The sequence below is a fragment of the Methylocystis sp. MJC1 genome (assembly GCF_026427715.1).
GTDB lineage: Bacteria > Pseudomonadota > Alphaproteobacteria > Rhizobiales > Beijerinckiaceae > Methylocystis.
Window position 1 is genome coordinate 1392356 of record NZ_CP107558.1, and the last position, 13498, is coordinate 1405853.

A 13498-nucleotide genomic window follows, 5' to 3' on the forward strand; every position below is an offset into this window, starting at 1 on the left:
GAAGCTCGCGTCTCGAAGGACGAGGCCGCTTCGGAAGTTTGCCAACAAACTGACGGCTCCTCAGGCGGCCGCCATTTCCAACTCCTTGGGAGCGCGGTCGACGATATCGAGGAAGGCGTCGATACAGGCGGGTTTTCCAATCAGATACCCCTGAGCTTCGTCGCAGTGCTCGCCTGCGAGGAAGCGCAGCTCCTCCGGCGTTTCGACGCCCTCGGCGACGACGGGCAGGCCGAGGCTGCGCCCGAGACCGAGCACGGCGCGCACGATGGTGGCCGATTGATCGCAATTCGTGACCGAGCCGATGAAGGTGCGGTCGATCTTCAATCGGTCGAAGGGAAAGGTCCGCAGATAGGTCAGCGACGAATAGCCCGTGCCGAAGTCATCCATCGCGATCCTGACTCCCATCGCCTTGACGCTCAGCATTGTCTCGAGCGCCCGCTCGAAATCCGCGATCAGCGTCGTCTCCGTGACTTCCAACTCGAGGCGCGCGGGATTGAGGCCAGACACAGAGAGGATGTTCTGCAGGATCGTCGGGAAGTGGCGGTTGTGCAGGCTGGCGGCCGAAATATTGACGGAGATCGAGAGCGGGTTGCGCCATTTGGCGGCTTCGCGGCAGGCGGCGGCCAGCACCCATTCGTCGAGACGCAGCATGATCCGGCTCTCCTCGGCGATCGGGATGAAATCCGCGGGGGGAATGTTGCCGCGCATAGGATGCGTCCAGCGCAGCAGCGCTTCGAAACCGACGATTTGGTTCGTCGATATGTCCGTCTGGGGCTGATAGACGAGATGCAGCTCGTCGCCGTCAATGGCGTTGCGAAGGTCCTGTTCGATGGCGCGACGGTCGTGAATTCTCACCGCCATGACCGGGTCGAAGAGTCGATAGCCGCCGCGCTTCTCCGCCTTCGTCTGATAAAGCGCCATATCCGCATGGGCGAGCAGGGATTCGCGGTCGCGGCCGTCAGCGGGATGAACCGCGACGCCAATGCTTGCCGACATGACAGCGCGCGATTGGCTCGCCTGGTTCTCGGCCCGGATCGCGTCGATGATCGCCTGCGCGACGCGCACGGCGGCGTCACGATCGGCGATATCGGGCAGGATGGCGGCGAATTCGTCGCCGCCGAGGCGGGCGAGCGTTCCGCTCGGGCCCAACACGGAGGAGACGACGCGGGCGAAGGATTTGAGCATGGCGTCGCCTTCGGCGTGCCCGAAGAGGTCGTTCACTTCCTTGAAGTGATCGAGATCGATGACCATCGCGGCCATACGCCCGTTTGAATGGACCGATCGGGCGATCTCACGGTCGAGGATATCGTAGCAATGGCTGCGGTTGGGTAGACCGGTCAGGACGTCGTGATGCGCCAGAAAGCGGATGTGATTTTCGGCTTCTCGCCGCCATCTTATGTCGCGAACAGCTATGGCGATATGCGGGTCGCCGCCGAAGTCGATCATCCGACACAACAGTTCGACGCGGATTCGAATGCCGTTTTTGCAGGCGAGAACGGTTTCGACAGGGATTTTGCTTTCAGCGTCTTCAATCTCGCGGATGGCCTCTGCGGGAAAGAAGGCCGAGAGATTTGCGCCTCGGATGGTCGCGAGATCCATGCCGACAAGAGCGAGAAAACTGTCATTGGCGGTCGTGACCACGCCTTTGCAGCACACGAGAAGCCCTTCGACCGCTGCGTTGGCAAGGCCACGCATCCGCTCGGCCTCCGCCGCGCGGCGCCGACGATCGTTCTCATATAAAAGGCCGAAGAGCGAAAACGTCATGATCAATATGCTCAACACCGCGCCCGCGATCGCCACCGCCGATTGGGGAATCGTGTTTTGAGGAATGGCGATGGTTGGGTCCGGGGCAATGGACATGGCGGACATGCTGGCGAAATGGAGACCGCCGACCGCAGCCATCAAGAAGAGCGTCGCCGCGGCCATCATGGAGTTGGCGCGAAGGGCCGCGCTCACGCCAAGCGTTGAAAAGACTGCGCTGATGAGGAGCGAGGCGACGACGAGCGCGTCATCCCAGTGAATCCGGCCCGCCACCTTGAAGGCCGCCATCCCGAGATAATGCGTCACCGCCAGGCCGATCCCGAGGAGCAGGCCGCCGAGAAGCGCATTAAATGCGGACGGCGCCGAAAGGGCCACCCGGAAAGCAAGCATGGTCACTGCGACTGACGCAGCGAGAGAGGCAAATGTGAGTGTGGCGTCGTAGCCGTGATCGACGCCTGGGGAATAGGCCAGCATGGCGATGAAATGGGTGGACCAGACGCCGAGTCCGATGGCCATGGCGGCGACGGTCAGCCAGGACGGGCGTTTGCCTGCGCTCGTCTCAGCCGCATGAGCGAGCAGTTTGACGGCTGCGAATGAGGTCAGCGCACAAACGCATGCGGCCACGAAGACGAGCCAAGGATCGTGCTGCTCTAGCGTAAAGATGACAGACATGAGCGGGTTCACCTCCGGCTGTCGCGGGCCGGGGCGGGAAAAACCGCGCCGTTCATGTCCGTCAACTGTGCGGCGTCATGCCGAGGGGCGGAATGCCCCTGTCCAGTCTTTTTTTTGAGCATCGCGGGTGGGAGCCTTCCGCGACGTTAAAACAAACAGAAAAACTCTCGCGCAATCAACGAAGGGTCGACTGAGGTTAACGACTAGCGGATTCCGCCAAGCCGGAAAGCGGACGTCGATTATGCCTCTCGCCGTTTTCGCGGTCGCCACCCTCCTACTGTTACGCTATAGACATAAATCAACTTTACCTACTTCCCGTCGCCGTTACAGTCTGGGAAGAATTTCCGTTCTTAGGGCGGAAAGAGTTGGCGCGAACCATGCACTTCATCGGAAAAATCCAACTGCCCCGTGCGCAGGCGCGCCTTGTTTTCCTAGGCGCGGCCAACGCTCTTCTCGCGCCGTTTTCCGCGATCGCCGCGGATGCGCCGCCGCCCGTTTTCAACTGGGGTGGCCTTTACCTTGGCGCGAGCTTCGGCGCCGGCATTCCTCTCCACCGCGGAGAGCGGCTGCAGGCGGGAAGCGGCTTCACGTCGACTATCTATGACCTCTACCCGGCGAGCCATACGCGCACTGGCGTCACGGTCGGCGCTCAAGTCGGCTATAATTGGCAGCGTGGCTCTTGGGTCTGGGGTTTCGAGACGGATTTGAGCCTGCTCGACGGCCGCCGCACGCCCAGCGGCGTTTTCCCCACATCTTTGGCCTATCCGGGCGCGCCATTCTTCACGATGTCCGCAAATGCGAACGCCACTTATTTCGCGAGCATTCGCGCCCGATTTGGTTTCGCCTATGACCGTGCGTTGTTCTATCTGACCGGCGGCGTTGCGGCGGGCGGCGCACGCGGGCCGGCAAAGCTTTCCTTCGGCCCCGGCGTCGATTTCACGGCGGACTGGTCGCAGTCGTCGCGCGCGAAATACGCCGTCGGCGGCGGCTTCGAATACGCCTTCGCCGCCGATTGGTCGGCGCGCGCGGAATATCTCTTTCTCAGCCAGTCTTTGAACACGCAGGTTTTCAACAACGGCTCCAACAATCAATATTTCTCGCGCATTCGCAACGAGAACCATATTCTGCGCTTCGGCTTGAACTACCACTTCGGCGAGAACGAGTTCATCCCCGGTCAGTTGGAGTATGGCGGCCGCAGAAGCGCCGACGCGGGCGATAAGGAAGAAGTCAAGACGGAGCGCTACAGCGTCCATGCCCAGTCAACCAATGTCGTTCAGGCGATTCCGAAATTCTATGCCAGATATGACGGGCCCAAGAGCTTTCCCTCCAAGGGCGTGGGCGATGTTTTGACCCAGAACGATCTCTTCCTGGGGCTTCGCCTTTGGGAAGGCGGGGCCGTCTATGTCAATCCGGAGATCAACCTGGGTTATGGGCCGGGGAATTCGACGGGCTCCGCCGCTTATCCGGACGGGCTCGCCCAAAAGATCGGCCGCGATGCTCCCTATATGCGCTTCCAGCGTTATTTCCTGCGGCAGATCATCGGGCTGGATTCGAGCGGCGATCGCGTCAACGATCCTGACGAAGGTTCGCGGAGCGAAGTGCTGGAATCGGTGCAGAACCAGGTTTCCGGCAAGGTCGACAAGGACCGTATCATCATCACGCTCGGCAAGTTTTCGGTGGGCGACGTCTTCGACGACAACGTCTATGCTCATGATCCCACGACCGGCTTCATGAGCTTCGCGTTCAATTATATGGGCGCCTTCGATTACGTGTCCGACGCCTGGGGTTACACCAATGGGCTTGCCGTCGAGTGGAAGCAGAATTGGTGGACGCTGCGCGCCGGGACGTTCCAGCAATCAACCGTTCCCAACGGCAACGACATCGAGCCTCGACTGTTCAACCAATATATGGGCGTTCTCGAATTCGAAGCGCGCTACGAGCTTCTCGGCCAGCCCGGCGCGATCAAGTTTCTTGCCTATGGCGACAACGGCCGTTTCGCTAAATTTCAGGACGTGATCAATCTCGCCTTGGCGACCGGCAATCTGCCGCCGGACGTCACCGCGCTTCAGCAACGTCACTTCAAGGCGGGCGGCGGCATCAATATCAAGCAGCAGGTTATGGATAATGTGGGTTTCTTCCTGCGCGCGAGCATGGCGGACGGGCGTTATCAGACCGTCGACTATATCGATAACGACCGTCAGGTCTCTGCCGGCTTTGTCTTCGACGGCTCGCTTTGGAACCGTCGCGACGACGAGATCGGCATCGCGGGCGCGATGGCGGGGCTTCACGGCGACCATGTGCGTTATTTCGAGCTTGGCGGCATCGGCACCTATATCGGCGACGGCGCGATGAGCTACGGCGGCGAAAAGAATATGGAGACCTACTACAAGCTCGGTCTCAGCAAGAATTTCGACGTTACCTTCGACTATCAGTTTTTTGTCAATCCGGGGCACAACATGGCGCGCGGGCCGGTCAACGTCTTCAGCCTGCGCGCGCGTGCGGCCTTCTGAGGCGCCGCAACGCGCGTGATTGCAAATGATGGATAATGCGATTATGCGGGGCAAATCCTTCGGAGAGCCCGTGACCGCGCATGACTCGCTTTGACGACCAGGATCGAATTGACGACTACCTAAGACGCCAGGTCTTCGAGGAAGAATGTTTTCTTCGCGCCTATGAGATGGACCCCTATACGCGGATCGTTTATCGGCGTCTTCGCGAGCTGTATTGGACTGTTTCGAGGCTTTTGAAACGTGATAACCACGCGACGGCGTCGAGCGCGTTTGGCAAGCCGATCTTTGCGGGCGTTGCGCAGCTCCTGCCAGGACCGCGCATCTTCATCGACGCGACGGATCTCGTGAGAAGCGGCAAGGCGACGGGCATTCAGCGCGTCGTCAAGGAGATTTCCGTCAACGCCGCTGCGCTCGGTCTGGGGCTGCCCGTTGTCGTTCAGGACGGGCGGCTTGCGGCGGCTTGCGCAGGGTTCGAGAAAATCGAGTGCCGAGAGGGCGACATATTGCTGCTGCTCGACGCCGGCTGGAACCGGCTCGACGAATATACGCAGCTCCGGCAGGATTTCCGAGCGCGGGGCGGTAAGATCGTCGCCTGCCTCTACGATCTCTTCCCGCTGCTTTATCCGACACTTTACAACCCGACGCTGATTGCGAATTTCCAGGCCTGGACGCATCGAGTCTTGCTGGATTGCGACGCGATCGTCGCGATCTCGAAGAGCGTGGCCGATCGTTTCGCCATCTATATCAAAGGGCTCGAGCGCGAGCCGCGAGATGGTATGAAGCTGGGGTGGTGGCGGCTCGGCGCGGATTTCAAGCAAGAAGACAATAAAGCTCCCGCCGCTTCGGTTGAGGCGCTCGCGCGGCGCGCGCCGTTTTTTCTGAGCGTCGGCACCGTCGAGACGCGCAAAGGCTATCCGGTGGCCTTGGAGGCTTTCGAAAGGCTCTGGGCCGAGGGCGTAGACGCGAATTTCATCATCGTCGGTCGTCCGGGTTGGAACGCGGCGGCCTTCGAAAATCGGCTACGCGGGCATCACGAGAAAGGGCGTCGGCTTTTCTGGCTCGACGATGCAAGCGACGAGGATTTGGCTTTTCTGTATCGGGAAGCGCGTGCAGTGGTTCTGCCGACGATGGCGGAAGGCTTCGGTCTGCCGCTGGTCGAGGCGGCGCATTTCGGCGCGCCTGTGATCGCGAGCGACATTGATGTGTTTCGTGAGATCGGGGGCGACGCCGCGTGTTATTTCGATCTTCTCGACGCGGGGAGCCTTGTCGAGCGAATTCGCCAAATGCTCGCCACGGAGAAATACGCGCCGGATATCCCCTCGTTGAGTTGGCGCGACTCAACTGTCGAGCTGATGAAGATGCTGCGCGAGGGTCGGTACCAGCGCAGCCTCGGTTGATCGCGTCTCATATCATTTCCGTTTGAACAGCTCGCATTGGGGCTTGTCATTCCCGGCGGGCTGAAAGCCCGACCGGGAATCCAGAGCCACAAAAGCGCTGGTTTTGCTCTGGATTCCCGATCGCTCGCTTTGCGAGCGTCGGAATGACACTGAACCAATCAAGCGGCTCTCGTATCAGAAGCGGAAAGCCCCGAGAATGTAATCTGGTTGTTTCGGCGAGCAGGGCGCGTCCAGCGGCGTCGGAAAGGTTTCCTGGCTCGGCTCGAAGCGATAGCGCGCTCTGCTGGCGAACGAGATTTCCAGAACGTCTGGGAGCGGAATATTCGCGATGAGACTATAGGGCACGCAATTATTTGCGTGCACATGCGTCACGGCAAAAAGCCGGTGGAGCTTTTCTAAGACGCGCTTGGCGCGGAAATAGAAATGCGGCGAGGCAAGCTGCGAGAGGTCGTGAAATTCGCAGACGATCTGCGCGTGCTTTGCGAGAAGATGGTCCGGAGTAGCGTCGAAGACCTCCCATTCCCATCCTTCGATGTCCATTTTTAAGAAAAGGTCGGGCGCGTCGCTCTTGGAAAATTCCGAGACGAGCGCCGCAAGCGACTCGCTGTCCGGGCCCGGCTGGGCCGTAATCATCTTGCGGTGGAAGCGCAGGAGCGGGTGCGATGAAGGCGCGTTCTCGACCGAGTGGTCGAATTGCTCGACAGGAACGCCAGCCTGCGCCATCGCAAGATCCCAGGCGTCATCGTCGCAAACGCCGAAGGAAAAAGCGTGGATCACGCCGGCAAGATCGTCGAGCTGAACATAGCCGCCATCGCCGGCCGAGCCGACGCGCGCCTTGGCGACGCCGATGGCCTTTTGAGGCTCGAGCAGGCGTAGCGTCGCGCGTAATTCATCTTGCAGCGCCTGCGTCCAGCTCGTCGAACTTTGCGGGAAATGAGGGACCAGCAGATCTTTTATCTCGATGAGGCGTGCTCGAATTTCCTCGTGACGCCAATCCGCGTCATCAATCGATTGCGGCAAAGTCTTGCGTCGCCATTCGTTGTATTTCTTTCCGAGCTCCCCCAGCGTGGTCATTTAGCCCCCTCAGCCCCGTCAGAACGGGTGATATTGGTACAACCAATTCTCCGAAATCACTGTATCGCCGTTCTTCAGGTAGAGGCGCATCTCCACCGGGTCGGTCCCGTCGACGGTGAGGTCGAATTGGGCGCGCCAATGGCCGGGCACGCCGTCAAAAACCGCTTCCGTATAGATGTAGGAGAAGCTCCCGCGCGAGGCCCAGAGGATCGGCTCGGGCTTCACGCCGAAGGGGAGCTTGGCAAGCGGCTCGCCCAGAAACTCTACCATGAATTTACGCACGCCCTTGGGCCGGGGCTTGCCCGGCTGGCCGCCATTGCCGAGCCGCGTCGCGACGCAGCGCGCAAGACCGCTGGGGTAGGGCTCGTCGGCGAGCCAATGTAGGCGATAGGAGAATTCAAAAGCCGCGCCGGGAACCGCGGGCTTTTCGGGAACCCAGATGGCGACGATATTGTCGTGAATTTCGTCGTCGGTCGGGATCTCGATGAGCTGGACGGCGCCCTCGCCCCAATCGCCCTTCGGCTCGACCCAGACGCTCGGACGACGGTCGTAGAAGACATTGTCCTGGTAGTGGTCGTAACTGCGGTCGCGCTGCATCAGGCCGAAGCCCTTCGGATTATTGTCGCCGAAGGCCGAGGCGATGACGCGCGGCGGGTTGTTGAGCGGCCGCCACAGGCGCTCGCCGCTCCCGGTCCACATGCTGAGGCCGTCCGAGTCGTGCACCTCTGGACGCCAATCCACGGCGGTCGGCTTCACGGTCTCGGAGAACCAATACATGGAGGTGAGCGGGGCAATGCCGAAACGGGTGAATTTGCCGCGCAGATAAAGCGCGCAGTCGATGTCCATCACGACGCCCTTGCCGCGCGTCATGAGGAACTTATAGGCGCCGACGATCGACGGGCCTTCGAGCAGGGCGTGGAGCACCACGCCGTCCTCAGTCTCCGGGCCGACATAGATATGCGTGAAATCGGGGAATTCCTCGCTGGCGCCCGCCTGCCAGGTATCGAGCGCGACGCCGCGCGCCGACAGGCCATATTGGCGCAATTCGCCGATGGCGCGGAAATAGGAGGCCCCGAGAAAAGCGACCCAGTCGTTCTTCTTCCAGTCGAGCGAGCCTTCCTTCGATTCCTGGATGCGGAACCCCGCGAAGCCCGCCCCCGGCGGCAGCTGCCGCGCAACGGAATCCTCGGGCATGTTGAAATAGCTCGTGTCGTAAAGGATCTCACGCGCCGCGCCGTTTTCGACGACGTGGATATGCACGGCCTTTTTGAAGAACATGCCGAGATGGAAAAACTCGATCGGAAACCGCTCCTTCGTGTCGGCGAAGAGCGCGTGATCGGTGTTGTAGGTGATATGACCCCATTTCTCGTAGTCGATCTGCGAGGTGATTTCCGGGGCGGGGATATTGGGCTTGCGGTAGGTCTCCCTGACGAGCCGCTGCGCTTCCTGTTTCAGGGCATCGTAGGAGAAGGGCGCTGGCTCGCCGAGCTTGACGTTGGAGATGCGCGACGCCGCGGCTTCGGCCGGCCGGGCGCCGACGGCGCCGAGCGCGCCCGTCGCGGCCGCGACTTTGAGGAAGGAACGGCGGTCCTGCTTCTCGATCATCTCAAGTTCCCTATCGACGAAAACCAAGGAGCCTATGGCGTCGCAATGCGGCGCTCTCTGGGCGGAACGCTTGACGCTTCAACGAGGGTTTTGGCGCTTTCAGCCGCGGATCGGCTCGTTGCGGATCGCGGTCTTCATGAAGAAATAGAGGCCGATGAGGCCAAATGCGGCGAAGACGATCTCCAGGCCATGGCTGATCATCGGATCGAGCTGGAACAGACCGCCGAGCGCCCAGCCGGCCGCCCAGGACGCGCCGACAAGCTCCGTCCCGACGAGGATCGCGACGGCGACCAGCGTGGAAAGGTGCAGGTAATTGATCGGCTTCTGGCTCATGTCCGGCTCTCGAGGGCGGCGCGGCGCCGCGTGCCGCGCATAAGCCCTGCTATATCAAAGGAAGGCGCGAGGCAATACCGCGCCTCCCACGGCGGGTCGCTCGGCGTGGCTCAGAACGGAATGTCGTCGTCGAGCTGGTCGGAGAGGCGGCCGCCGCCCGCGGGCGGGGCCGGGCGGCGCTCGGCTGGCGCGCGCTCCATGGGGGAGGAGCGGCCGAAGGAGCCGCCGCCGCTCTGGCCATAGCCGCCGCCTTCGTAATCGCCCTCGCCGCGGCCGCCGCCCTTGCTGTCGAGCAGCGTCATCTCGCCCCGGAAACGCGGCACGACGACTTCGGTCACGCGACGCTGATTGCCGTCCTTGTCCGTATATTCGCGGGTCTGGAGCTGGCCCTCGAGATAGATCTTGGCGCCCTTGCGGCAATATTGCTCGGCGATCTTGCCCAGAGCCTCGTTGAAGATCTGGATATTGTGCCACTCGGTGCGGTCCTTGCGCTCGCCCGTGCTCTTGTCCCGCCAGGACTCGGTGGTGGCGAGCGAGAAGGAAACGACGCGGTCGCCTGACGGGAAGGTCCGCACTTCCGGATCGCGGCCCAGATTGCCGACCAGAATGACCTTGTTCACGCTACCCGCCATGTCTCTCTCCACTTGCTTTCTGCGGAGCACTCTAGTGCAACGGTTTGCCTATCTCGCGCGCGGGAATCATTTGTCCACAGATGTTGGACGTCGCAAGGCTTATGTTCTTTTTTTGTTCTAGCATCCGGTAAGCGTCGGCGCAAGCGTCATTGACTTGGTTCGCCCTCATCCGACCCTCGCTGACGCGAGGGCCACCTTCTCCCGCGTGCGGGAGAAGGAGACGCGTTGAAAGATTTGTGATCCGAAACTTGGACGGCTCTCCCTTCTCCCGTTTACGGGAGAAGGTGGCCCCTGCGTCAGCAGGGGTCGGATGGGGGCGCTCCACTTCAGGCGGACGGCGACGCCAGCTCCTGTTTCAGCTTCTCCCGGTCGAGCTCGCCCTCCCATGCCGAGACCACGATCGTCGCCACGCCATTGCCGATGAAATTGGTCAGCGCGCGGCATTCGCTCATGAATTTGTCGATCCCCAGCACGAAGGACATGCCCGGCGCCAGCGACGGATCGACGGCGGTGAGCGTCGCTAACAGCGTCACGAAGCCCGCGCCGGAGACCCCGCTCGCGCCCTTGGAGGTCAGCATGGCGACGACAAGGATCGTCGCCTGATGGGTGAAATCCAGCTCGGCGCCCATGGCGCGAGCGATGAATAGGGTGGTCAGCGTCATATAGATATTCGTGCCGTCGAGATTGAAGCTGTAGCCGGTGGGCACGACGAGGCCGACGACGGATTGGGAGCAGCCGAGGCGCTGGAGCTTCTCCATCAAGGCGGGCAGGGCGCTTTCGGAGGAAGAGGTGCCCAGCACGATCAACAGCTCGTTCTTCAGATAGGCCAGGAAACGGAAGATATTGAAGCCGACCGCCGCCGCGATGACGCCGAGCACGATGGCGATGAAAAGCGCCGAGGTGAGGTAGAAGGCGCCAATCAGGCCGCCAAGCGACAGAAGCGCCGCCGAGCCGTATTTTCCGACCGTATAGGCCATGGCGCCGAAGGCGCCGATTGGCGCGGCCTTCATCACGATGCCGATGAGCGCGAACATGGCGTGGCCGGCGTCGTCGACCCAATGGCGCATGGGTCTCCCTCTCTCGCCGAGCGACAGCAGCGCAAAGCCGAAGAGCAGGGAGAAAAGCAGCACCTGCAGAATATCGCCCTTGGCGAAGGCGCCGAGAGCGCTCTCTGGAATGATGTCGAGAAGAAAATCGACGCCGTTGTGTTTCGCGGCGGCTTTGGCATATTTGGCGACCGCCGCCGCGTCCGGCTTGCTGGCGAAATCCGCGCCGGGCTGCAGCAGATTGCCGACCAGAAGCCCGATCGCCAGCGCGAAAGTCGAGACGATCTCGAAATAGAGGAGCGCCTTGACGCCGACGCGGCCGACTTTCTTGGCGTCTTCGATGTGCGAGACGCCCGAGACCACCGTGCAGAAGATAATCGGCGCGATCGCCATTTTAATGAGCTTCACGAAACCGTCGCCGAGCGCCTTCACCCAGTCTGCGGCAGCGATCTCCGGCGCGAGCCAGCCGAACAGCGCCCCGAGCGCGATCGCCACGAGGACCTGGACGTAGAGCAGGTGGTGGAGGGGTTTTTTCATGCCGGTCTCTGGCGCAGCCTCTATTGGCCGCGCTTATGGCGGCAAAATCCTGTCCCGTCCATCGCCCGGAAGATTGTTCGCGGGCCGGGGCGTCGCTAAGATTCAGCCGGATTCCAAGGGGAGGGGCGCATGAGCACGGGCGATAATGAGACCTCATTTCTCGGGCAGGGCATCCAGGGCGGCGGCTCCTTTCTCGGGGGCGGCGGTCTGACGCAATGGAGCGCCGCCGCGCCGGCGCCGCAGGCGGGCGAGGGCCTCGCCTTCGAGATCAAGGGCCATGAGCTGCAGTTCCTCGAAGCCGAGCTGCGCCCCGGCGAGGCGATGATCGCCGAAGCCGGCCAGATGATGTTCAAGGATGCCGCGGTCTCCATGGAGACCATCTTCGGCGACGGCAGCGAGCAGAACACCGGCTTTTTCGGCAAGCTCCTCGGCGGCGCCAAGCGGGTGCTTTCGGGCGCCACCTTGTTCATGACGCGCTTCGCCAATATCAGCGGCGGCCCCGCGCGCGTTGCCTTCTCGGCGCCCTATCCGGGCAAGATCCTCGCGCTGCGGCTCGACCGTTATGGCGGCGAATTATTCTGCCAACGCGAGACCTTCCTCGCCGCCGCGCAGGGCGTGAAGATCGACGTGGCCTTCCAGAAGAAGATCATGACCGGGCTCTTCGGCGGCGAGGGCTTCATCATGCAGCGCCTCGCTGGGCAGGACTGGGTCTTTGTCCACGCCGGCGGCATGGTGGTCGAGCGCGAACTCGCGCCGGGGGAGGAGATTCACGTCGACGCCGGCTGCCTGGTCGCGCAGACTGCGACTGTGAGCTTCGACGTCGTGCCCGTCGGCGGGATCAAATCCATGATCTTCGGCGGCGAGGGCTTCTTTTTTGCGCGGCTGATCGGGCCGGGCCATATCTGGCTGCAATCCATGCCGGTTTCGCGGCTCGCCGGGCAAATCCTCTCGCGCGCGCCGGCGCATGCCGAGGTGGGCGTGGGCCGTAGCTGGGGCGGGGGCTCCGGAGGATCGTCAGGAGAGTCAGCGTCTTTCGGCTCCTGGGGCGACTCTTCGGGTTCCGGCGGCGACGACGCCTGAGGTCTCTCACTGTCCTCTCCAAAGCTTGGGGAGTCACAGATTTCGGGGGGCCGTTATGGCCGGGCTTGCGGCCACCCACACCGAGGGGCACGGCCCAGCTGGACGTGCTCTCGAATGACAAAGTTCAGGCAGGGCTTCGCGATGCTCCTAAGTCCCGTTCCTCAAGCTGATTCATTGCACGACGACGTACGCCCAGCGGTCGCTGTTGTTTGCGCGCGTGGGTGGCCGGGACAAGCCCGGCCATGACGTGGTGTGCATGCGGTAGCCCTCTAGGGGAAGGTTTGGCTGGGCGAGCCTGACCGACGAAGCATAAGTTATGAACGCTATTTTTGACGCGCGAGTTCGAAATGAAACATATCGAGCTGATATTGGCGTTGGGCGCGGGCATTTTCTTCGCAGGCGTGGCTCACGGAGCTGGGGAGGGCGCTGGCTGCCAGCCCGGCAGCGAAAAATGCCCGCTTATTTTGAAGATGAAGCGGGGCTCGGACGCGATTTCGTTCTCCTGCGTGTTGTCAAACGCGAAGCCGGGCTGTGCGGCGAGGTTCGAAGCCCGCGCCGGTCAGGCTGCAACCCTGCAGGGCGATCCAATCGCGCGTAAAATTTTGGTCTTTCCCAGCGGGGACGGCACGGACGAACTCGAATTGGGCCCCTATACCCTGCCGGAAACAGGGACGTACACGCTCAAATTGTCCTATGGCGCTTCCATGATGTCCCGCGACGCAAACGACCGCCCGGCCAAATACAGCTGGACGCTGCGCATCCATTGACCCCTTTCGGGGGCCCAGTGCCTCGCCCGTGATTTTCCGCAACGCAATAAGTGGCGTTTGTTCCCGGCAGCGCTTAGATTGACG

The 13498-nt window shown here is 61.9% G+C and carries 10 protein-coding genes; 4 read left to right on the plus strand and 6 right to left on the minus strand.

Annotated features, from left to right (window positions below; translation table 11 throughout):
- Positions 1–60 precede the first annotated feature (60 nt).
- Positions 61–2433 carry an EAL domain-containing protein gene (locus tag OGR47_RS06675; RefSeq protein ID WP_165048089.1) on the minus strand — a complete coding sequence of 791 codons (2373 nt, stop codon included), beginning with the start codon at positions 2431–2433 and terminating at the stop codon, positions 61–63.
- 377 nt (positions 2434–2810) lie between these two features.
- On the opposite strand from OGR47_RS06675, the gene OGR47_RS06680 reads away from it, so the two are divergent.
- Both OGR47_RS06680 and OGR47_RS06685 read left to right on the plus strand, forming a co-directional pair.
- Positions 2811–4943, plus strand: coding sequence for a carbohydrate porin (locus OGR47_RS06680; RefSeq protein ID WP_165048092.1), 2133 nt, complete (start codon positions 2811–2813; stop codon positions 4941–4943).
- Positions 4944–5023: 80 nt separating this feature from the next.
- Positions 5024–6340 carry a glycosyltransferase family 4 protein gene (locus OGR47_RS06685; RefSeq protein ID WP_165048094.1) on the plus strand — a complete coding sequence of 439 codons (1317 nt, stop codon included), beginning with the start codon at positions 5024–5026 and terminating at the stop codon, positions 6338–6340.
- Between the two features lie 174 nt (positions 6341–6514).
- Here OGR47_RS06685 and OGR47_RS06690 read toward each other — a convergent pair whose 3' ends face one another.
- From OGR47_RS06690 to dctA, 5 genes are all read right to left on the minus strand, one after another.
- Positions 6515–7414, minus strand: a complete 900-nt coding sequence (locus OGR47_RS06690) for an FkbM family methyltransferase (protein ID WP_165048097.1) — start codon at positions 7412–7414, stop codon at positions 6515–6517.
- A gap of 18 nt (positions 7415–7432) precedes the next feature.
- Complete coding sequence (locus OGR47_RS06695) at positions 7433–9019, minus strand: glucan biosynthesis protein (RefSeq protein ID WP_165048100.1); 1587 nt, start codon at positions 9017–9019, stop codon at positions 7433–7435.
- A gap of 99 nt (positions 9020–9118) precedes the next feature.
- Positions 9119–9352 carry a hypothetical protein gene (locus OGR47_RS06700; RefSeq protein WP_165048102.1) on the minus strand — a complete coding sequence of 78 codons (234 nt, stop codon included), beginning with the start codon at positions 9350–9352 and terminating at the stop codon, positions 9119–9121.
- 110 nt (positions 9353–9462) lie between these two features.
- On the minus strand, positions 9463–9984 hold the full coding sequence (gene ssb / locus OGR47_RS06705; RefSeq protein ID WP_165048105.1) for a single-stranded DNA-binding protein: 522 nt from the start codon (positions 9982–9984) through the stop codon (positions 9463–9465).
- Between the two features lie 326 nt (positions 9985–10310).
- The gene (gene dctA, locus OGR47_RS06710) at positions 10311–11567 is read right to left on the minus strand and encodes a C4-dicarboxylate transporter DctA (protein ID WP_165048107.1); all 1257 of its coding nucleotides are present in this window, start codon (positions 11565–11567) and stop codon (positions 10311–10313) included.
- 129 nt (positions 11568–11696) lie between these two features.
- Between dctA and OGR47_RS06715 the strand changes: the two genes are divergently transcribed.
- Both OGR47_RS06715 and OGR47_RS06720 read left to right on the plus strand, forming a co-directional pair.
- A complete protein-coding gene (locus OGR47_RS06715; protein ID WP_165048110.1) occupies positions 11697–12647 on the plus strand; it encodes an AIM24 family protein in 951 nt (316 codons plus the stop codon).
- Between the two features lie 347 nt (positions 12648–12994).
- Positions 12995–13414 carry a hypothetical protein gene (locus tag OGR47_RS06720; protein ID WP_165048112.1) on the plus strand — a complete coding sequence of 140 codons (420 nt, stop codon included), beginning with the start codon at positions 12995–12997 and terminating at the stop codon, positions 13412–13414.
- Positions 13415–13498: the final 84 nt, after the last annotated feature.

What these genes read in the sequence shown, in the direction of transcription:
- dctA (WP_165048107.1), bottom strand. Translation starts at nt 11,567, where the DNA reads ATGAAAAAACCCCTCCACCACCTGCTCTACGTCCAGGTCCTCGTGGCG.
- OGR47_RS06690 (WP_165048097.1), bottom strand. Translation starts at nt 7,414, where the DNA reads ATGACCACGCTGGGGGAGCTCGGAAAGAAATACAACGAATGGCGACGC.
- OGR47_RS06700 (WP_165048102.1), bottom strand. Translation starts at nt 9,352, where the DNA reads ATGAGCCAGAAGCCGATCAATTACCTGCACCTTTCCACGCTGGTCGCC.
- OGR47_RS06720 (WP_165048112.1), top strand. Translation starts at nt 12,995, where the DNA reads ATGAAACATATCGAGCTGATATTGGCGTTGGGCGCGGGCATTTTCTTC.
- ssb (WP_165048105.1), bottom strand. Translation starts at nt 9,984, where the DNA reads ATGGCGGGTAGCGTGAACAAGGTCATTCTGGTCGGCAATCTGGGCCGC.
- OGR47_RS06695 (WP_165048100.1), bottom strand. Translation starts at nt 9,019, where the DNA reads ATGATCGAGAAGCAGGACCGCCGTTCCTTCCTCAAAGTCGCGGCCGCG.
- OGR47_RS06715 (WP_165048110.1), top strand. Translation starts at nt 11,697, where the DNA reads ATGAGCACGGGCGATAATGAGACCTCATTTCTCGGGCAGGGCATCCAG.
- OGR47_RS06675 (WP_165048089.1), bottom strand. Translation starts at nt 2,433, where the DNA reads ATGTCTGTCATCTTTACGCTAGAGCAGCACGATCCTTGGCTCGTCTTC.
- OGR47_RS06680 (WP_165048092.1), top strand. Translation starts at nt 2,811, where the DNA reads ATGCACTTCATCGGAAAAATCCAACTGCCCCGTGCGCAGGCGCGCCTT.
- OGR47_RS06685 (WP_165048094.1), top strand. Translation starts at nt 5,024, where the DNA reads ATGACTCGCTTTGACGACCAGGATCGAATTGACGACTACCTAAGACGC.